This is a genomic window from Streptomyces sp. NPDC102467, from assembly GCF_044765445.1.
GTDB lineage: Bacteria > Actinomycetota > Actinomycetes > Streptomycetales > Streptomycetaceae > Streptomyces.
The window spans coordinates 35,051-53,805 of the sequence record NZ_JBIWKA010000020.1; the positions used below are offsets into that span (position 1 = coordinate 35,051).

General features: G+C 70.9%; 16 protein-coding genes and 1 pseudogene. 7 read left to right on the forward strand and 10 right to left on the reverse strand.

What is annotated here, in order from left to right; genetic code table 11:
- Nucleotides 1-19 precede the first annotated feature (19 nt).
- Genes ACIREE_RS34795 through ACIREE_RS34805 form a run of 3 tightly spaced genes read left to right on the forward strand, consistent with a single transcriptional unit; the run spans nt 20 to nt 2,366 of the window.
- On the forward strand, nt 20-916 hold the full coding sequence (locus tag ACIREE_RS34795; protein ID WP_404161452.1) for a 3-keto-5-aminohexanoate cleavage protein: 897 nt from the start codon (nt 20-22) through the stop codon (nt 914-916).
- Nucleotides 916-1,881: a 3-hydroxyacyl-CoA dehydrogenase NAD-binding domain-containing protein gene (locus tag ACIREE_RS34800; protein WP_404161455.1), complete on the forward strand. Its 966-nt coding sequence runs from the start codon at nt 916-918 to the stop codon at nt 1,879-1,881. The genes ACIREE_RS34795 and ACIREE_RS34800 overlap by 1 nt, the downstream gene beginning before the upstream one ends.
- Nucleotides 1,878-2,366 carry a thioesterase family protein gene (locus ACIREE_RS34805; RefSeq protein ID WP_404161457.1) on the forward strand — a complete coding sequence of 163 codons (489 nt, stop codon included), beginning with the start codon at nt 1,878-1,880 and terminating at the stop codon, nt 2,364-2,366. The genes ACIREE_RS34800 and ACIREE_RS34805 overlap by 4 nt, the downstream gene beginning before the upstream one ends.
- A gap of 106 nt (nt 2,367-2,472) precedes the next feature.
- On the opposite strand, the gene ACIREE_RS34810 is transcribed toward ACIREE_RS34805, so the two are convergent.
- The 4 genes from ACIREE_RS34810 to ACIREE_RS34825 all read right to left on the reverse strand — a co-directional run bounded on the left by ACIREE_RS34810 (nt 2,473) and on the right by ACIREE_RS34825 (nt 7,100).
- A complete protein-coding gene (locus ACIREE_RS34810) occupies nt 2,473-3,414 on the reverse strand; it encodes a TauD/TfdA dioxygenase family protein (protein WP_404161460.1) in 942 nt (313 codons plus the stop codon).
- 314 nt (nt 3,415-3,728) lie between these two features.
- Nucleotides 3,729-5,186 (reverse strand): glyceraldehyde-3-phosphate dehydrogenase, encoded by a 1,458-nt coding sequence (locus ACIREE_RS34815; protein ID WP_404161463.1) that lies wholly within the window; start codon nt 5,184-5,186, stop codon nt 3,729-3,731.
- 72 nt (nt 5,187-5,258) lie between these two features.
- Entirely contained in the window at nt 5,259-6,467 is a 1,209-nt protein-coding gene (locus ACIREE_RS34820; RefSeq protein ID WP_404161466.1) for a GDSL-type esterase/lipase family protein, read from the reverse strand.
- 48 nt (nt 6,468-6,515) lie between these two features.
- Nucleotides 6,516-7,100, reverse strand: a complete 585-nt coding sequence (locus tag ACIREE_RS34825; protein ID WP_404161469.1) for a TetR/AcrR family transcriptional regulator — start codon at nt 7,098-7,100, stop codon at nt 6,516-6,518.
- 111 nt (nt 7,101-7,211) lie between these two features.
- Between ACIREE_RS34825 and ACIREE_RS34830 the strand changes: the two genes are divergently transcribed.
- Both ACIREE_RS34830 and ACIREE_RS34835 read left to right on the forward strand, forming a co-directional pair.
- A complete protein-coding gene (locus tag ACIREE_RS34830) occupies nt 7,212-7,703 on the forward strand; it encodes an FBP domain-containing protein (RefSeq protein WP_404161471.1) in 492 nt (163 codons plus the stop codon).
- Nucleotides 7,704-7,857: 154 nt separating this feature from the next.
- Nucleotides 7,858-8,958, forward strand: a pseudogene (locus tag ACIREE_RS34835) (polysaccharide lyase family 1 protein); the annotation flags it as partial.
- A 7-nt stretch (nt 8,959-8,965) separates the two neighbouring features.
- On the opposite strand, the gene ACIREE_RS34840 reads toward ACIREE_RS34835, so the two are convergent.
- The 3 genes from ACIREE_RS34840 to ACIREE_RS34850 form a co-directional block, all read right to left on the reverse strand.
- Nucleotides 8,966-9,757, reverse strand: a complete 792-nt coding sequence (locus ACIREE_RS34840) for a DeoR/GlpR family DNA-binding transcription regulator (RefSeq protein WP_404161474.1) — start codon at nt 9,755-9,757, stop codon at nt 8,966-8,968.
- 147 nt (nt 9,758-9,904) lie between these two features.
- Complete coding sequence (locus ACIREE_RS34845; RefSeq protein WP_404161477.1) at nt 9,905-11,263, reverse strand: gluconate:H+ symporter; 1,359 nt, start codon at nt 11,261-11,263, stop codon at nt 9,905-9,907.
- Entirely contained in the window at nt 11,260-12,669 is a 1,410-nt protein-coding gene (locus ACIREE_RS34850; RefSeq protein ID WP_404161480.1) for a homoserine dehydrogenase, read from the reverse strand. The genes ACIREE_RS34845 and ACIREE_RS34850 overlap by 4 nt, the downstream gene beginning before the upstream one ends.
- A gap of 186 nt (nt 12,670-12,855) precedes the next feature.
- Here ACIREE_RS34850 and otnK point away from each other — a divergent pair, with 186 nt between their 5' ends.
- Together otnK and ACIREE_RS34860 are read left to right on the forward strand one after the other, a co-directional pair.
- Complete coding sequence (gene otnK / locus ACIREE_RS34855) at nt 12,856-14,142, forward strand: 3-oxo-tetronate kinase (protein ID WP_404161483.1); 1,287 nt, start codon at nt 12,856-12,858, stop codon at nt 14,140-14,142.
- Complete coding sequence (locus tag ACIREE_RS34860) at nt 14,139-14,786, forward strand: class II aldolase/adducin family protein (RefSeq protein ID WP_404161486.1); 648 nt, start codon at nt 14,139-14,141, stop codon at nt 14,784-14,786. Before otnK ends, ACIREE_RS34860 begins: the two co-directional genes overlap by 4 nt.
- A 1-nt stretch (nt 14,787) precedes the next feature.
- On the opposite strand, the gene ACIREE_RS34865 is transcribed toward ACIREE_RS34860, so the two are convergent.
- The 3 genes from ACIREE_RS34865 to ACIREE_RS34875 all read right to left on the reverse strand — a co-directional run bounded on the left by ACIREE_RS34865 (nt 14,788) and on the right by ACIREE_RS34875 (nt 18,686).
- The gene (locus ACIREE_RS34865; protein ID WP_404161489.1) at nt 14,788-16,437 is read right to left on the reverse strand and encodes a thiamine pyrophosphate-binding protein; all 1,650 of its coding nucleotides are present in this window, start codon (nt 16,435-16,437) and stop codon (nt 14,788-14,790) included.
- Nucleotides 16,434-17,270 carry a cyclase family protein gene (locus tag ACIREE_RS34870; RefSeq protein WP_404161492.1) on the reverse strand — a complete coding sequence of 279 codons (837 nt, stop codon included), beginning with the start codon at nt 17,268-17,270 and terminating at the stop codon, nt 16,434-16,436. Before ACIREE_RS34870 ends, ACIREE_RS34865 begins: the two co-directional genes overlap by 4 nt.
- Nucleotides 17,271-17,345: 75 nt before the next feature.
- On the reverse strand, nt 17,346-18,686 hold the full coding sequence (locus tag ACIREE_RS34875) for a M1 family metallopeptidase (RefSeq protein ID WP_404161495.1): 1,341 nt from the start codon (nt 18,684-18,686) through the stop codon (nt 17,346-17,348).
- Nucleotides 18,687-18,755: the final 69 nt, after the last annotated feature.

An 18,755-nucleotide genomic window follows, 5' to 3' on the forward strand; every position in this document is an offset into this window, starting at 1 on the left:
GAATATGGGAGGCCCCCACATGCCCGTCACCGAGAACGTCATCATCACCTGCGCCCTCACCGGCGCCGGCGACACCGTCCGCAAGAGCCCCCACGTCCCGGTCACACCCGAACAGATAGCCCAGAGCGCGGTCCAGGCCGCCGAGGCCGGCGCGGCCGTCGTCCACATCCACGTACGCGACCCCGAGACCGGCGCACCCTCCCGCGATCCGCGGCTCTACCGCGAGGTCGTCGAACGCGTCAAGGAGACCGGCACCGACGTCGTCATCAACCTCACCGCCGGCATGGGCGGCGACCTCGTCATCGATCCGGACGACCCGCTGACCCACCTCCCCGGCACCGATCTGGTCAGTGGACTCGAACGCCTCCCGCACGTCGAGGAGTTGCTCCCCGACATCTGCACGCTCGACTGCGGCTCCCTCAACTTCGGCGACGGCTCGAACCTCTACGTCTCCACCCCCGACATGCTCCGCGCGGGCGCCCGTCGCATCCAAGAGCTGGGCGTGCGGCCCGAGTTGGAGATCTTCGACACGGGCCAGCTGTGGTTCGCCAAGCAGCTCCTCGCCGAGGGCCTGCTCGACGACCCGACCGTCTTCCAGCTGTGTATGGGCGTCCCGTGGGGCGCTCCGGCCGACCCGGGGGTGCTCCAGTCGATGGTCAACATGCTGCCCGACGGGGCCCGTTGGGCGAGTTTCTCGCTCGGCCGGATGCAGATGCCGTGGGTCGCGCAGTCGATCCTGCTGGGCGGACACGTCCGCGTGGGCCTGGAGGACAACCTGTACCTGGGCAAGGGCAACAAGGTGACGAACGCCCAGCTCGTCGAGCGGGCCGTGACCATCACCGAGTCGATCGGCGCGCGCGTCGCGACCCCGGACGAGGCCCGTGAGCTGCTCGGCCTCAGGAAGGCGAACGCCTGATGAACTCCCCCATCACCCCTGAGAACGTGCGGCGCGTCGCCTGCGTCGGTGCCGGTGTCATCGGCGGCGGCTGGGTCGCCCACTTCCTGGCCCGTGGCTACGACGTGTCGGCGTGGGACCCGGCGCCCGACGCCGAGCTGAAACTGCGCCGGCTCGTCGACGCGGCGTGGCCCGCGCTGACCCAGCTGGGCCTCACCGAAGGCGCCTCCCGCGACCGTCTCACGGTGACGCCCACCCTCGAACTGGCGGTTGCCGAGGCCGAGTTCGTACAAGAGAGCGCGCCCGAGAAGCTCGACCTCAAGCGTGATCTGCTGACCCGCCTGGACGCGGCGACGCCGCCCGGCGTCGTCATCGCCTCGTCGACGTCCGGCTACCCGATGACGGACATGCAGACGACGGCCGCGGACCCGTCGCGCCTGGTCGTCGGGCACCCGTTCAACCCGCCGTACCTGATCCCGCTCGTCGAGGTCGTCGGCGGCGAGCGCACCGGGAGCGCGGCCGTCGCGTGGGCCTCCCGCTTCTACGAGGTGGCGGGCAAATCGGTCATCACCATGGACCGCGAAGTACCCGGCTTCATCGCGAACCGCCTCCAAGAGGCCTTGTGGCGCGAGGCGTTGCACATGGTCGCCAACGGGGAAGCGACGGTCCAGGACATCGACGCCTCGATCACCGAGGGCCCTGGGCTGCGCTGGGCGATCATGGGTCCGATGCTGACGTTCGCGCTCGCGGGCGGCGAAGGCGGCATGGCGCACATGCTGGACCACTTCGGCCCGTCCCTGAAGTCGCCCTGGACCCGCCTCGAAGCACCCGAGCTCGACCGGGAGTTGTACGACGCGGTGGTCGCCGGGTGCGACGAGGCGGCGGACGGCCGTAGCATCGCCGATCTGGTGGCCGAGCGCGACCGGGGCGTCATCGACGTCCTGCGCGCGACGGGCCGCCTCGACCGCAAGGCGGACCAGCGATGAACGGCACGCCCTCGATCCCCCTGCTGCACCGCACCGTCCGTCCCGAGTGGATCGACTACAACGGCCATATGAGTGAGGCCTTTTACGTGCTGGCCTTCGGTCACGCCACGGACGCCCTGATGATCGAGACGGGTCTGCACTCCGGCTACCGCGAGTCGACCGGCTGCTCCCTCTACACGGTCGAGTCGCACATCCGCTATCTGCGCGATGTGCCCGAGATGGCCCATCTGGCCATCCGCACGAGGGTGTTGGGCGCTGCCGCGAAGAAGGCACGCTTCACGCACGAGATGTACGTGGTCCCGGACGAATCCGCCGAACCGGACGCGGACGCGGCGCCGGTGGCGACGACGGAGTTGCTGGCCGTGCACGTCGACCAACAGGCGGGCCGGGCGGCCGAGTTCCCGGACGAGATCCGGGAACGCTTCCGCGAACTCACGGAAGAGGCGCCGGAGTGGGCGGGCCGGTCGATCGCCGCCGTGGCCTGAGATTCCGTAGCCCCACCGCACTTCAGGGTCCGTAGCCCCACCGCACTTCAGGGATGGGACCCCGCCTGGCAGGCGGGGTCCCATCCCTGTGGCTCCGGCAACCGGCTCAGTAGGGCCGGTCCCCCGCGATGGCGACGCGCTCGGCGACCCGTCGGGCGTCGCCGTAGTCGGCCACGGCGTAGTGCTGCGTGGCCCGGTTGTCCCAGAACGCGACGTCCCCGGCCTGCCAGCGGAACCGCACCTGGAACTCCGGCACGTGCGCCTGCTGGAACAGCAGGCGCAGCAGCCGGTCGCTCTCGGCCCGCTCGATGCCGAGGATCCGGGTGGTGAACGAGGTGTTGACGAACAGCATGCGCCGCCCCGTCTCGGGGTGCCGGCGCACGACCGGGTGGGTCACCGGCGGGAACGCGTCCTGCAAGTGCGCCAGCCGCTCAGGACCGTAGAACCGCCGGAAGCCGGGCAGGAAGTCGTGTTCGGCGACGGCGTCGTCGATGCGGGTCCGCACGTCGAGCGGCAGATTGTCGTACGCGGCCGCCATGTCGGCCCACATGGTGTCGCCGCCGAACGGCGGGACGTCGCGCAGCTGCAACACGGCGCCCATGGCGGGCCGTTCGCGGAAGGTGACGTCGGTGTGCCACACGTTCTCGAAGCTCGGCACGGACCCGGCGCCCTTGTCGAACCGCACGACCTCGTCGCTGTCACCGCGCTCCAGCAACGGGTTGGTCTCCAACTCCCCCCAGTTACGGGCGAATGCGCGCTGGCTCTCACTGCTCAGATGCTGTCCGCGGAAGAACAGCACCTTCCATTCGAGCAGCGCCCGGTTCAACTCCTCGCGCAGCGCGTCGGACAGCGGTCCGGCGAGGTCGATGCCGCGGATCTCGGCACCGATCGTGGCCGCCTGCGGCACGACCTCGAAGAGTTCGTACGGGCGCTCCTGCCACCCGTCCGGGGTGCGCCGCAGCAGGCGCACCCCCTCGTAGAGGCCGTCGTCGGGGATGCGAGCGGGTCGCAGCAGGGTGGTCGAGGGCGAAATTTCCGTCACGGACATGGGCACTCTCCGAAAAGCACGCGGTGGTGAAAACGCGAGGATGGTCCGCACGTGCGCGGCCATCGACAGTCGAGAGAGAGGCCTACGAAACGTACGGAAACAAGCGACGAGGGACCGGAGGTCCGCTACAAGCCGCTGCGCGCACAACCACATCGGTCCGGCGCGGGGGCCGATCCGAAGGCGTGGACGCTGTGCGAGAACATGCCCTCATCCTGCGCCGTGAAGTATCCCCAGGTCAAGCCCGAAGTCCGCCCCCCCACAATCCGGTGAGGGGCGGACTTCGACATACCGGCGCTCCTGGTCGGGCGCCCGGGTCAGGCAGCCGGGACCGGGATCGGGAAAGTCGGGTACTCCACTCCGGAGACGTGCTGGACGACGCGGATCACCTGGCACGAGTAGCCGAACTCGTTGTCGTACCAGAGGTAGAGGATCGCGTTGTCGCCGTCGACCTTGGTGGCGCCCGCGTCGACGATCGAGGCGTGGCGCGAGCCGATGAAGTCGCTGGAGACGGCGTCGGGCGCGGTGATGAAGTCGATCTGCCGCTTGAGCGGCGAGGTCAGCGACACGTCGCGGAGGTGGTCGAGGACCTCCTCGCGGGTGGTCTCGCGGCCGAGACGCAGACTCAGGATCGCGATGGAGACGTCCGGGACCGGGACGCGGATCGAGCTGCCGGTGATCGGCGCCTTCAGGTCGGGCAGTGCCTTGGCGACGGCCGAGGCGGCTCCGGTCTCGGTGATGACCATGTTGAGCGGCGCGGAGCGGCCGCGACGGTCGGCCGGGTGGTAATTGTCCAGCAGGTTCTGGTCGTTGGTGAACGAGTGGACGGTCTCGACGTGCCCGCGCAGTACCCCGTACTCGTCGGCCATCGCCTTCAGCGGCGGCACGATCGCGTTCGTGGTGCAGGACGCGCAGGACAGGATCTGCTCGTCCGGCTTGATCGTGTCGTGGTTGACGCCGTGCACGATGTTCGGCACGTCGCCCTTGCCGGGGGCGGTCAGGACGACCTTGTCGACACCCGGGCGCAGGTGCTGGGACAGGCCTTCCCTGTCGCGCCACTTGCCGGTGTTGTCGATCAGGATGGCGTCCTTGATGCCGTACGCGGTGTAGTCGATCTCGGACGGGTCGTTCGCGTAGATCACCTTGATGGCATTGCCGTTGGCGATGATCGTGCTGTTCGCCTCGTCGACGGTGATCGTGCCCTGGAACTGGCCGTGGATGGAGTCGCGGCGCAGCAGCGAGGCCCGCTTCACGATGTCCTCGGCGGCCCGCTCGCCGCCGCGGACGACGACGGCGCGCAGCCGCAGGCCGTTCCCGGAGCCGGCCTTCTCGATGAGCAGGCGCGCGACGAGGCGGCCGATGCGGCCGAATCCGTAAAGGACGACGTCGCGCCCGGCGCCGCGCTCGACCTTGCCGTCGCTCATCGCGCCGGCGACTGCCTCGGCGGTGAACTCCTCGACGCCGAGGCCTCGTTCGTCACTCCGGTACGTCGCGGCGAGCATGCCGATGTCGATCTGGGAAGGCCCCCGGTCGAGCGTGCTCAGGGCGCGCAGGAACGGCATGGTCTCGGTGACCGAGAGCTCGGCGCCGGCTATCTGCCGGGCGAACCGGTGGGTCTTGAGAATGCTGACCACCGACTTGTTCACCAGGGAGCGGCTGTGCAACAGGACGTTGACGTCCCGCTCCCGGTGCAGCTTCCCGATGATCGGGATCATCGACTCCGCGGTCTCCTCGCGGTGCTTCCAATTGGTGAACGAGTCGTCATTGACAGTCACGTGCATCTCTTTCGAGCTAGGCGGCGCTCATATGCTAACCCGCCCGCTCAGCGACGCTGCGGCGCCCCCGGATCAACGCTTCTCGAACGGCCCGCCCGGCGCGAAGGCGAGCTCCGCGAAGCGTTCCCCGATACGCCGATGGGTGGCCGCGTCGGGGTGGATGTCGTCGGGCAGCGGCAGCTCGCCGAGGTCGGCCTCGCCGTAGAGTTCGCGGCCCTCGAGGTAGTGCAGACGCGGGTCGTCGGCCGCGCGCTGCGTGACGATCCGGGCCAGCTCCTCGCGGATCACGGCCAACGTCAGCTTCCCGTACGCGCGTTCCGCGGGGTCGCCCATGGCCTTGAACTTCAGCTGCCCATCGGCGAGCGTGTCGAGGTCGGGAGCGGCCGGGCCCGGCGTGTCCTCGTGGATCGGGCACAGGATCGGCGAGACGACGAGGAGCGGCGCCGTGGGGTGGCCCTCACGGATGGTGTCGAGGAAGCCGTGCACGGCCGGGGTGAAGGCCCGGATCCGCATCACGTCGTAGTTGACGAGGTTGATTCCGATCTTGACGCTGATCACGTCGGCCGGGGTGTCCCGTATCGTCCGCGCGGTGAAGGGGTCCAGCATGGCGCTGCCGCCGAACCCGAGGTTGATCAGGTCGGCCCCGGCCAGCGACGCGGCGCGCGCGGGCCAGATGGTCGAGGGGCTCGCGGCGTCGGAGCCGTGACTGATGGAGCTGCCGTGGTGCAGCCAGACCGGGCGGCCGCGGTCCGCGGCGGGCTCGACGGGGGCATCGGTGCGCAGGGCGAGGAGTTCGGTGGTCTCGTCGTGCGGCAGCCAGATCTCGACGTCCTTCATGGCGTCGGACAGGTCGGCGAAGCGCACGGTGCCGGGTGCGCCGAGCGTGCGCTCGAAGGTCCCGGTGGCCATGTCGATGGTCAGGGTGTGGCCGCCGGACACGCTGCCCTGCCTGACGAGCCGTCCGTCGACCAGGAAGTCGTACGTCCCGTCCGGCCTGTCCGGCACACCCACGTAGGCACGCTTGCTCGGCAGGGTGTCCAGCTCGACGACGGTCGCGCGGGTGCGGAACGCGAGCCGTACGCCGGAGGGCTGGGACTCGGCCATGGCCAGCTGCCCGTCGTTGTTCTGGGCGCGGGCCCATGCGGGCAGCCGGTGCGGCAGCAGTCCTCGTTCGGTGCGCTCGATGTCCAGCGCGCCGCGCAGCAGCCCTGCGGTCAGCGGCGTAGTGATCCAGTTGTACGCAATGGGGGACTCGGACTCGGCGTTCGACTCGGTGTTCATGACCTCAACCGTTGATCAAGTGATGGATGTTGTTGATCAAGTGACGCGTCACGCCTCCTGCGCCTCCTGCTCGGGCCAGTTCCGCAGCAGCGCGTCGAGTGCGTCCAGCGTGCGCGTCCACGTCACGTCCGAGTCGGGCGCGCTGTGACTGAACCCGCCGCCCATCTCCAGGCTCACGTAACCGTGGAAGACACTGCCGAGGAGCCGTACGGCGTGCGTCTGGTCCGGCTCGGTCAGGTCGTAGCCACGCAGCAGGGCCCGCATCATCTGCGCGTGCCGGGGTCCCGCACTGGCGGCGGCCGCCTCGGGGTCGAGGCGGAACTGGGCCGCGGCGTAGCGGCCGGGGTGCTCGCGGGCGTACTCCCGGTAGACGTTCGCCAGTGCGGTCAGGGCGTCCTTGCCGGCCCGTCCGGCCAGCGCGTCGGCGGCCCGGTCGGCCAGCTCCTCCAGGGCGATCAGTGCGATCCGGGTCTTGAGGTCGTGCGAGTTCTTCACGTGCGAGTACAGGCTCGCGACCTTGACCTCGAACTGCCGGGCGAGCGCGGAGACGGTGACGTGCTCGAAACCGACCTCGTCGGCCAGCTCCGCGCCCGCCCGCGCCAGGCGCTCCGCATTCAGTCCCACTCTCACCATGACCGCCTGTCCTCCCTTCCGACCCTCAACCCTGGGCTCGGGACGGTCGACCTCCGACCTACGGCCATTATGCGTTTGCCTAAAACCTTTAGGCAAATTAGCCTCGACGTTATGAAGCCACTGACCGAGCGGGAGATCCGTTCCGCATTCGTGAACTGCACCAAGGGCGAGGCGACGCGGATGAACATCCCGCACGACCTGGCCGAGCGCCCCTGGGAGGACCTGGACTTCTTCGGCTGGCGGGATCCTGGCGCCCCCGACCGCGCCTACCTCGTGGCGGAGATCGACGGCCGCCTGCGGGGTGTCGCGCTGCGCTCCTCGCACGCAGCGTCGTGGCAGACGCGGCGCAGCATGTGCTCGATGTGCGTGACCACGCACACCGGCGGTGTCTCCCTGATGGTCGCGCCGAAGGCGGGCAAGGCAGGGAAGCAGGGCAACTCGGTGGGGGCGTACATATGCAGCGACCTCGACTGCTCGCTGTACGTGCGGGGCAAGAAGGACGCGGGCATCGGCGCGCGGCTGCACGAGACGCTCACGACCGAGGAGAAGATCGAGCGCACCACGACGAACGTCGCCGCGCTCGTCGCGAAGGTCCTCGCCTGAATCCCTGACCCGGCAACCCATCGCGTCGCCGCGACCACTAGAGGCTGCACCGGCAACTGCCGCTGCGCGACGACGAAATGGGGACCCCAGGATGAGCAGGACGACCGAGACGACCGAGACTGCCGGCCCCGCACGGACGACCAGGACTCACAGCATGAGGCGGCCCATGGCCCTGCGCCTCTCCGCGACGCTGGCCGCGGCAGCCCTCGCGGGCGGGCTCGGAACGGCACTGTCGATGCCCGAGGCGTCCGCGGCCGCAGCCGGCGCGACGGGCTACGCGAGCCAGAACGGTGGCACGACGGGCGGCGCGGGCGGGGCGACCGTGCGGGCCACCACGGGCACCCAGATCCACCAGGCCCTGTGCAACCGCGCCGCCGACGACACCCCCCTCACCATCCAGGTCGAGGGCACGATCAACCACGGCAACACCACCAAGGTCTCCGGCGACAGCTGCAACACCGCGGCCGACGTGATCGAGCTGAAGCAGATCAGCAACATCACCATCATCGGCGTCGGCAGCGGCGCCGTCTTCGATCAACTGGGCATCCACATCCGCGAGTCGAGCAACATCGTCATCCAGAACGTGACGGTCAAGAACGTCAAGAAGTCCGGCTCCCCCACGTCCAACGGCGGCGACGCCATCGGGATGGAGAAGAACGTCCGCAACGTCTGGGTCGACCACGTCTCCCTGTTGGCGTCCGGCGGCGAGTCCGACGGCTACGACGGCCTCTTCGACATGAAGAACAACACCCAGTACGTGACCCTGTCGTACAGCACACTGCGCAACTCGGGCCGTGGCGGCCTGATCGGTTCCAGCGAGAGCGACCTGTCGAACGGCTTCGTCTCGTTCCATCACAACCTGTACGAGAACCTCGACTCGCGCGCGCCCCTGCTGCGCGGCGGCACGGCCCACATCTACAACAACTCGTACGTGAGCCTGAACGAGTCCGGCATCAACTCCCGCGCCGGCGCCAAGGCCAAGGTGGAGAACAACTACTTCAAGGACTCCAAGGACGTCCTGGGCACCTTCTACACCGACGCCGCCGGCTACTGGCAGACCAGCGGCAACGTCCTCGACAACGTGACGTGGTCCGCGGCCGGGGACGAGAACAACCCGGCGGGTCCCGACATGAAGTCCACGACCACCGTCTCGATCCCGTACAGCTACACGCTCGACAAGGCGAGCTGTGTGCCGAGCATCGTCAGCCGCACGGCCGGCGTCGGCAAGGGCCTGAAGGTGTCGGACGGCTCCTGCTGACCCCTCACGGACGCGCCATGCACAGTTCGGCCCCGCCCGCGCGGACCCCCTCCGCGGCGGCCTCGGTCAATGCCGCGTCCGTGATCACCGTGTCGAACGCAGGCAGCGGGGCGACCCGGTACTTGCCGAACGTGCCGAACTTGGCGGACCCCGCGACGAGCACCGAGCTGCCGGCCGACTCCATGGCCGCCTGCTTGACCTCGACCTTGGGTTCCGACGGTGTCGTCACCCCGCGCAGCAGGTCCCAGGAGCTGGTGCTGATGAAGGCGATGTCCAGGGCGAGTTGACGCAGCGTCGCCGCGGCCAGGCGGCCGACGCTGGAGCGGTTGGCGACGTCGACCTGGCCGCCGATGTGCACGAGGTCCAGGTGCGGGGCGGCCATCAGCCGGTCGACGGTGGTGAAGTCGTTGGTCACCACCGTCAGGGAGTTCAGGCGGGCGAGCGCCGGGACCATCGCGAGCAGGGTGGTGCCCGCGTCCAGGTAGACCGTCATGCCCTCCTGGACGAGTTCGGCGGCCCGCTCGGCCATGGCCTGCTTCTCGGGCTGGTCCACTACGGACTTGTCCTGGAAGCTGGGCTCGGTGCTGACATGGCTGGCGATCCGGACGCCGCCGGGGACCGAGAAGACCAGGCCCTGGCGCTCCAGTTCGGCGATGTCCCGGCGGACCGTCATGTGGGAGACGCCGAAGAGCTGGGTGATCTGCGGAACGCTCAGCACCCCTTCCCTGCGCAGGTGCCGCAGGAGTTGCTCGCGCCGCTGGTCCGGGATGAGCGGCAGGGGCTCCGATGCGGTCATCGTCGCTCTCCTCTCTCGTTGCTGGTACGCGACGTCTCTTTCGTATGCGTACGCGACGGTAGCCGATGATCTTCTTTTCCGGCCCGGCCCGGCCCCGGCCCGGGCCCGGCCCGGGCCCGGCCCGGCCCTTGCCCGCCGGAGGCGCTCTCAGCCGCCGACGAACGTGCTGAGCAGCAGGACCCCGCCGAGGCTGAGCAGCGACTGCAGGGACAGCATCAGGGTCCAGGTGCGGAACGTCTGGGAGACGGAGAGCTGGAAGTACTCCTTGAAGAGCCAGAACCCGGAGTCGTTCACGTGCGAGAGCATGACTGCGCCGGACGCGGTGGCGAGGACCATCAGTTCCGGGGAGACCCCGGGGTAGGCGGTGAGCAGCGGTGCGACGATGCCGGTCGCCGCGGCGGTGGCGACGGTCGCGGAGCCGAGGCAGATCCGCAGCAGCGCCGCGACGAGCCAGGCAAGAAGCAGCGGCGGTACCGACCAGTCGACGGCGTAGTCAGAGATGATCTTGTCTATGCCGGTCGCGGTCAGCATCGCCTTGAGGCCGCCGCCCGCGCCGAGGATCAGCACGATCGCGCCGACCGGGCCGAGTCCCTTGCCCGCCATCTTCTGCAGCTGCGGAAGCCCGAATCCCGAGCGGACGCCGAGCGCGAAGAAGGCGAAGACCACGGCCGCCAGCAGGGAGAGGACCGAGGAGTCGCAGGCCTCGAAGAACGCGTAGGGCAGTGTGCCCTTGGCGGTGTTGGACGTGCCCAGCGTGCCGACGAGCATGAGGGCGGGCGGCAGGAGCACCGTGATGAGGGCGAGCGCGAAGGAGACGGGCCGCCGCTGGTTGTCCGGCGCCGGGTCGGGCTGGGGCACGGGCCCCCGGTCCAGGTCGGGCGCGGGGCCGAACCACCGGGAGGCGAACTTCGTCAGGAGCGGGCCGGTGATGATCGCCAGCGGGATGCCGATGATCAGCCCGTACATGATCGTCAGGCCGGTGTTCGCGTCGTACGCGGAGACGGCCAGCGTCGGTGAGGGGTGCGGGGGCAGCAGGCCGTGCGAGACGTACAGGCCCGCGGCCATCGGCAGGCCGACGTAGAGCAGGTGCGAGCCGGTGCGCTTGGCGACGGCGTAGACCAGCGGCACGAGCATGACGAAGCTGACGTCGAACAGGTGCGGCATGCCGATGAGGAGCGCCGCCGCGGTGATCGCGGTGGGGATCCACTTGACGGGGCGTGCGCCGATGAACACCGTCGCGATGCGGTCCGCGCCGCCCGAGCCGAGCAGGATGCCGCCGAGCAGAGTACCGAGGCCGATGGTCGGGCCGCTGCTGGCGAGGGCGTCCCCGAAGCCGTCCTGGAAGTGTTCGACGGTGGCGCCGGGGGCGATTCCGGCGGCGAGGCCGAGGCCCAGGGCGGAGACGGTCAGGGCGAGGAACGGGTGGATCTTGAACTTGGTGATCAGCACGACGAGCAGCACGACGGCCGCGGCGCCGAGCAGCAGGTGCTGGACGTCGGTGCTCACGAGCGCACCGCCGCGGCGGTCGTGACGGCGGGACGGGCGGCGCGGCCGGTGGTCCAGGCGGCGCGGAGCTCGGCGTCGGCGTCGGCGAGGTCGTCGAGCCGGATCAGTTCGCCCGCGGCGACCGGGCGCGCGAGCGTCGTGTGCGCGGCGAGGTAGAGCGGCGCGATGTCGGCGGGCGTGTCCTCGTCGCGGAGCAGAACCGCCTGGACGCCGGTGACGTCGTGGTGGTGGCCGCCCATGTCGAGCACGGTTCCGGCGGGCAGATCGTGTGAGGCCCGGCCCGCGAGGACCGCGTGTCCGCGGGGGTCGACGCCACCGGAGGGGCGCTGGTGCAGCACGGCCGAGAGCAGGGAGACGGGCGTCTCCACGCCCATCAGGTGGTACGGGAGGTAGACGGCCGCGTACTTGCCGTCGCGGCTGACCACATGGCCCTTGCCGCGCAGGGTCTCCCAGGTCTCCGGGTCGCCGGTGCGCACGACGACGAAGACGCCGCCGGCGAACGAGGCCTCGCCCGGCAGCCGCAGCGCGCTGAACACGTCGACCGCGCCGGTCCTGTGCAGGACTCCGCCGTCCTCGCGCGGCCGGTAGATGTCGGCGAGTTCGGCGATGCGGGCCACCGGGTAGTGCAGCCGCTCGGTGTCGGGCTCGAAGCCGGTGTTGGTGGCCACGACGGCCATCTCGCAGTAGTCGGCGGTCGCGCCGACGGGCAGCGCGGACACGGCGTCGGCCCGGGCGGCCAGGGTGCCGCGCACGTCGTCGCCGAGGTCGAGCAGCGCGTCGAGCCCCGGCGCCTCGACGGTGGTGTCGAGCTGGGTGACGGTCCCCCGCTCCGGGTCGAGGACGAGGTCGTACTCGCTGGACTTCCCGATCGCCACGATGTCGAGGCCGAGTACTTCGGCCCAGGTCACGAGCGAGATGAGGTTGGCGGGCTGGTCACCGTCGGCGGTCGTGTAGACGAGGCCGGACCGCTCCGCGAGCTCGGCCAGGTGCAGCCCCGCGACCGAGTCGACCTCCTTGCTGACCATGGCCACGTGCCGACCCGCGAGGAGGGCGTCCTTGGCCATGGCGTAGCCGTGCACGGGGCTGCCGGTCGCCTCGATGAGGATGTCCCAGTCGGCCGCGCCGAGCAGTCCGCCGTCGGCCACCAGGGCGATGTGCCCGTCCCGCGCGGCGCGCTCGACCTCGGCGGCGTCCGCGCAGTCCGTCAACTGATCGCCGTCGTAGCCGAGTTCACCGAGCATCACGCGCAGCCGCGGCAGGTCCCGGTCGCACAGCACGGTCGGCGCGAGGGCCGGAATGCGGAGGCTCTGCGCAAGGAGGGTCCGGGCGAATCCGCCGCCGGCGCCGGACAGTGCGTAGCGCACGGCCCCCACGTCGGCTGTGGCGAACAAGTGGTGCAGGTTCATGGGCCCTCCTCGATGAGCGCAGATGACGGGAGCGAGCACTATGGCTGGAAACACTCCGTCGATTAACAACATGTATCAGGCATTCCCATACGAGTAAAGCTTGTTAACATAACTTCACAGAGCAGGGCGCTCGGCGCTCACCGCGCCTGGCAGTTCCCCACACGTCAACGAACAGAGGGAGGCCCGATGCCACTCCTCGGAGCCATCGCCGACGACTTCACCGGTGCCACCGATCTCGCCACGATGCTCGTCGCCCGCGGGTTCCGGACGGTGGTGGCCGTCGGCTCCGAGGACCTGGCAGGTGACGGGCCCGCCGCGCGGGAGGTGCGCGGGGCCGACGCCGTGGTCGTCGCGCTCAAGTCGCGCACCGCGCCGCCCGCCGAGGCCGTCGAGGCGTCCCTCGCCGCGCTGCGCGCCCTGACCGACGCGGGCTGCCGGAGCTTCTACTTCAAGTACTGCTCCACCTTCGACTCCACGCCCCAGGGCAACATCGGCCCGGTCACGGACGCCCTTCTGGACGCGCTCGGCGAGAGCGCGACCGTGGTCGTCCCGGCTTTTCCGGCCACCGGACGCACCGTGTACAGAGCGCGGCTGTTCGTCCACGACGACCTGCTCGACGAGAGCCCGATGCGCGACCATCCCCTGACCCCGATGCGGGACGCGCACCTCGTGCGCCTGCTGACACCGCAGACCCGGCGTCCGGTGCGGGCCATCGGCCTGGACACCGTGCGGGCCGGCGTGCACGCGCTGCGCGAGGCCCTCTCCGCGCCCGGGTTCGCCGACGCGCTCACCGTCGTCGACGCCACCGAGGACCAGGACCTGCGGACCATCTCCGCCGCGACGTCGTCGATGCGCCTGGTCACCGGCGCGGCGGGACTCGCCCTCGGACTGACCGGGCCGCACGAGGGGACCGCTCGGACCGCCGCGGCATCCCGGCCGAGTGATGTCGGCGCCGTGCTCGCCGGCAGCGCCTCGGCGGCCACCCGCGCCCAGGTCGCCCACGCCCGCGAGCGGCTGCCGCACCGCAAGCTGGACCTGGCGGCGCTGCGGGCCGACCCCACGGCAGCCGTCGCCGAACTGGTCGACTTCGCCCGCACCTGCTGGCGCAGCGACCCGACGCGGCCACCGCTCGTCTACGCCGTCGGCTCGCTCGACGACCTGGAGCACGAGACACCCGAGGGCTCCGTCCCCGCGGCCGACCTGATCGAGCGGGCTCTCGCCGACTGCGCCGTGCAGCTGGTCGGGGCGGGCGCGCGCCGCCTGCTGGTCGCAGGCGGCGAGACCTCGGGCGCCGTGGTCACGGCCCTCGGCGCCCGCACGCTCGGCATCGGCGCGCAGATCGCTCCCGGCGTCGCCTGGGCCCGCACGCAGCCAGGGGTGGGTGGCAGCGCGGAGGGCATCGATCTGGCCCTGAAGTCCGGCAACTTCGGCGGCACGTCCATCTTCACCTCGGCCTGGGACGAGCTCGCGTGAGCGCCGCCCGCCACGACCTCGCTGCCACCGGTGCCCGCCTCGCGTCCCTGGGGCTCAGTCCCGGGTCCTCCGGGAACCTCAGCATCCGCGAGGGAGACCGCGTCCTCATCACCCCCACCGGGGCGGACCTCGCCGCGATAGACGCCGACCGCCTCACCGTCCTCGACCTGGCCGGGACCCACCTGGACGGCCCGCGCCCGTCCAAGGAGTTCCCCCTGCACACCGCCTTCTACCGGCGCGACCCGGCGGCCCGGGCCGTGATCCACCTGCACTCCCGCCACGCCGCCGCGATCTCGTGCCGCCCCGCCTGGTCGCAGCGCAGCGCGCTCCCGCCGCTGACGCCGTACTTCGTGATGCGCGTGGGCCAGACGCCGCTGCTCCCCTACGCGCCGCCCGGAGACGCCCAACAGGCGGCGGACATGGAGCAGTTGACGTTCCCGTTCCGGGCCGCGCTGCTGCAGAACCACGGCCCGGTGGTCTCCGGCCCTTCCCTGGCCGCGGCCATGGACGCGGCGGTCGAACTGGAGGAGACGGCCGCGCTGCTCCTCACGCTCGGCGGCCTGCCCGCCCGCGTCCTCACCGAGGCGGAGGCGCGAGCGATGGCCGACAAGTACGGGATGCCGTGGTCCTGCCACCCCGGGTAGGTCAGTGACCGCGGAACGCCTCCTCCAGCCACCACGCCCCGTGCTCCCGCACCACCTTGGCATCGACGAGCAGCGGCGCGGTCCGCGCGCCCGCCACCCAGTCCCGTACGGGCTTCAGGTCGTCGGCCGTGCGGACGGTCACCGCCTCGAAACCGTAGCCGCGTGCGACGGCGGCGATGTCGGTGGGCGGGAACTCGACCGTGCCGAGCGGGAATCCGTCCGGGCCGAAGTGGTGCACCTCCGCTCCGTACGCGTCGTCGTTGTAGACGACGATCACCATGGGCAGCCCGAGTCGGCGCACCGTGTCGAGTTCGACGGCGCTCATCAGCATCCCGCCGTCGCCGAGCGCGGCCACGGCGAGCCGGTCCGGGCGGGCCAGGGCGGCTCCGATCGTGGTGGCGAGGCCGAGGCCGATGGACTGGAAGGCCTGCGTGAAGCAGAGGCCCTGCTCGTCGGGGACGGACAGGTACATCGTCGGGTAGCCGAGGAAGTTGCCGGAGTCGACGCCGATCACGCGCTGGGCGGGGAGGATGTCGTCGAGGGCGATGCTGAGCGTGCGCGGGTCGACGCGGTCGCGGGTGCCGGTGTCCTCGTACGGGACATCGCGCCATCGCAGTCGCGCGGCGAGGGCGTCCGCGGTGTCGGGCGTGCGGTGGCCGCGGCCGCCGCGTTCCCCGAGGGCGGCGCGCACTCCGTCCGCCGTCAGGAGTACGTCGCCGGTGACCCCGAGGTGGACGGGGCGGTGGGTGCCGAGCGCCGCGGGGTCGTCGTCGACCTGAACCAAGGTCGCGTCGGGGCCGATGAGCCGGCCGTGCCGCGTCGTCCACATGGTCAGCGAACAGCCCCAGGCCACGAGCACGTCCGCGGTCCGGATCAGCTCGGCCGCGAGTGGCGACGAGAAGCCGCCCGCCACGTCGAGCGACCAGGGGTTGCCCTGGAAGAGGCCGCGGGCCACCGCCGATGTCGCCAGGAGCGCGCCGCAGCTCTCGGCGAGTGCCTCCAGCGCGTCACGGCAGCCGGGTCCGCGCGCGCCGCGTCCGGCCACGAAGACCGGACGCTCGGCCCGCGCGAGGATCCCGGCGAGCTCCGCGATGTCGGCCTCCGCGGGCTCCACGGCGGCGCGCGGGGGCGGCGGGAGGACAGCGGCCAGGATCGGGTCCGGGTCAGGAACGTCCTGCGTCTGGACGTCGAGCGGCAGGTTGAGCACGACGGTGCGGCGTTCCTGGACGGCGGTGCGCACGGCGGCGTACGCCTGCGTGACGGCGTCCGCCGCGGAGGTCACGCGGGCGCTCCCGGCGCCGAGTGCCCGCGCCAACGCACCTTGGTCGACAGCGAAGTTGGAGTGGGGCTGCGATGCTTCCGCGGCGATCACGACGAGCGGTGTACGGCTCTTGGCCGCCTCACCGATGCCGGTGAGCGCGTTCGTGAGCCCGCACCCCTGGTGCACGCTGACCGCCGCGACGGCGCCCGACACCCTGGCGTACGCGTCGGCCATGGTGGCGGCGCCGCCTTCGTGACGCGTCGCGACGAACCGCGCGCCCGCCGCCACCATCGCGTTGGTGACATGGAAGTTGCCGGAGCCGACCACACCGAAGACCTGGCCGACCCCTGCCGCGACCAGGGTCCGCCCGACCGCTTCGGCGACCTTCACGACGCCTCTCCAGCCCGTTCGACGAGTGAGAGGACCCGCGCCGGGGCCCCCGAGCCCGAGACGATGGGCAGCGGCCCCGCGATCACGACGGCCCCGGTCGGTGGCAGCTCCGCCAGATTCTGCAGCTGCGTCAGGCCGTACTTGCCGCTGCCCATCAGGTACGAGTGACAGGGGAACGCCGGCTCGAACGAGTGCGCCCGGCCCGCGTCGGTACCCACCGTCTCCACTCCGAGCCCGGCGACCGGTGTCTCCTCGGCGACCCAGCGGGCGCATTCGGCGGACAGTCCCGGCGTGTGCGGCCCGCTCTCGTCGGCGTTGAGGAACGGCTCCTGCGCGTGCGACCTGTTGCTCCACCCCGTCCGCAGCAGGAGCCACCCGCCGTCCGGCAGCGCGCCGTGCCGGTCCTGCCAGGCCTGGACGTGCTCCACCTCGATGAGGAAATCGGGGTCCTTGGCGGCCTCGTCGCTGAAGTCGAGCACCACCGCGGGAGCCACCAGGCGGTGGGCGGGCACCGCGGCGACGTCCCCGAGGTCCTTACCGGTGACCCAGTGATTGGGCGCGTCGAAGTGGGTGCCGGTGTGCTCACCGGAACGGAAGTTGTTCCAGTACCAGGCGGGTCCCCGGTCGTCGTACCGGCTGATCTCCTCCAGTGCGAACGTCGCGGTCTGCCCGAACTCGGGAGGCAGCTCGAGTACCGGTGTGGAGGACGACAAGGGCGCGGTCAGATCGACGACTTCGATCGAGCCGCCCCGCAACCCGGCCACCAGGGCGGCGAGGACGGACGGCGACGAGGAACCGGACGCTGATGCGGCTGCTGCCGCCTGCTCGGACATGCCTGCATCCTGAAGGCAGTGGCGGGGTCAGACAATGGTCCGGGCGCGCACGAGGACGTACCTCCTGACGCCCGCTCACGAAGCAACGGTGGGCAACGGGGGCAGCCGCGTCCCGAACAACCAGGCCTCGAACAGCTCGGCCAGCTCGTCTGCGGAGCCGGTCGCGAACCTCTCGACATGCGCGGTGAACGTCTGTGTGCTGACCACGCCGTGCCGGTGGACGACGGCCCACGCGCGCAGCATCTGGAAGAACGCGGCATCGCCGAGTGCGCAGCGCACCGCGTGCACGGCGACGCCGCCGCGTTCGTAGAGCCGGTCGTCGAACATCCACTTGCGGCCCGGGTCGGCCAGTTTGAGGTCCTGGGGCTGGGTGGCGAGCAGGCGGTGGGCGCTCGCGGCCAGTTCCTGGGCGCTGCGCGCGCCCGAGCGTTCCGACCAGAGCCACTCCGCGTACTTGGCGAGGCCTTCGTTGAGCCAGATGTGGCGCCAGTCGGCGACGGTGACGCTGTTGCCGAACCATTGGTGGGCGAGCTCGTGGGCGACCAGGTTCTCCGCGCCGCGCGCCCCGTCCACATGGTTGGCACCGAAGACCGACAAGCCCTGCGCCTCGACGGGCACATCGAGTTCTTCGTCGGCCACGACGACGCCGTACTCGCCGAAGGGGTAGGGCCCGAAGAGCTCCTCGAAGAGCGCCATCATCTGCGGCTGGCGCGCGAAGTCCCGGGAGAACTCGGCGAGCAGATGGGCCGGGAAGTGCCCGGTCTGTGGCACTCCGCTGAGCCCCGGGTCTCCGAGCAGCGCCGTCTGGTACTTGCCGATGGACAGGCCGACCAGGTAGCTGGAGGTGGGCGCGGGCTGTTCGTAGAGCCACGTGGTGGTGGAGGCTCTGGTGGTCCGTGTCAGCAGCCGCCCACCCGTCACCACTTGGTACGCCGAGGGTGTGGTGACCGCGATCTGGTACGCGGCCTTGTCGGCGGGCCGGTCGTTGCACGGGTACCAGGAAGGCGCCCCGACCGGCTGGCTGGCGACCAGCGCGCCGTCGGTCAGCTCCTCCCAACCGAGCCCGCCCCACGGGCTGTTGACCGGTCTCGGATTGCCCGCGTAGTGCACCTCGACGGTGAACGCGGACCCGGCGGGCAGCGCCTTCGCCGGGCGCACCCGCAGCTTGCCGCCGCGCAGCGAGTAGTGCGGGGCGCGGCCGTCGACACGGATGCGGCCGATACGGAAGTCGCCGAGGTTCAGCTGGAACTCGGTCAGCGGGGCCCGGCCCGTGATCGCGCTGAGCCGGGCCGATCCCTCGAGCCGGTTGGGTCCTGGCCGGTAGTCGATCTCCAGCTCGTACCGGTGCACCCGGAAGCGGGAGTCACCGTTTCCCGGGAAGTAGGGGTCCGGTGCCGTCTTCTGCTGCCCGCTCACGCCTGGTCCGCTCCCTGCCCTGAACTCGTACGACGTGCCGCCGTGCTGTCGTGCTGCGGTTCTGAAGGC

Excerpts from the sequence above, each read along its gene's own strand:
- ACIREE_RS34795 (WP_404161452.1), top strand. The coding sequence starts at position 20 with ATGCCCGTCACCGAGAACGTCATCATCACCTGCGCCCTCACCGGCGCC.
- ACIREE_RS34800 (WP_404161455.1), top strand. The coding sequence starts at position 916 with ATGAACTCCCCCATCACCCCTGAGAACGTGCGGCGCGTCGCCTGCGTC.
- ACIREE_RS34805 (WP_404161457.1), top strand. The coding sequence starts at position 1,878 with ATGAACGGCACGCCCTCGATCCCCCTGCTGCACCGCACCGTCCGTCCC.
- ACIREE_RS34810 (WP_404161460.1), bottom strand. The coding sequence starts at position 3,414 with ATGTCCGTGACGGAAATTTCGCCCTCGACCACCCTGCTGCGACCCGCT.
- ACIREE_RS34820 (WP_404161466.1), bottom strand. The coding sequence starts at position 6,467 with ATGAACACCGAGTCGAACGCCGAGTCCGAGTCCCCCATTGCGTACAAC.
- ACIREE_RS34825 (WP_404161469.1), bottom strand. The coding sequence starts at position 7,100 with ATGGTGAGAGTGGGACTGAATGCGGAGCGCCTGGCGCGGGCGGGCGCG.
- ACIREE_RS34830 (WP_404161471.1), top strand. The coding sequence starts at position 7,212 with ATGAAGCCACTGACCGAGCGGGAGATCCGTTCCGCATTCGTGAACTGC.
- ACIREE_RS34840 (WP_404161474.1), bottom strand. The coding sequence starts at position 9,757 with ATGACCGCATCGGAGCCCCTGCCGCTCATCCCGGACCAGCGGCGCGAG.
- ACIREE_RS34850 (WP_404161480.1), bottom strand. The coding sequence starts at position 12,669 with ATGAACCTGCACCACTTGTTCGCCACAGCCGACGTGGGGGCCGTGCGC.
- otnK (WP_404161483.1), top strand. The coding sequence starts at position 12,856 with ATGCCACTCCTCGGAGCCATCGCCGACGACTTCACCGGTGCCACCGAT.
- ACIREE_RS34870 (WP_404161492.1), bottom strand. The coding sequence starts at position 17,270 with ATGTCCGAGCAGGCGGCAGCAGCCGCATCAGCGTCCGGTTCCTCGTCG.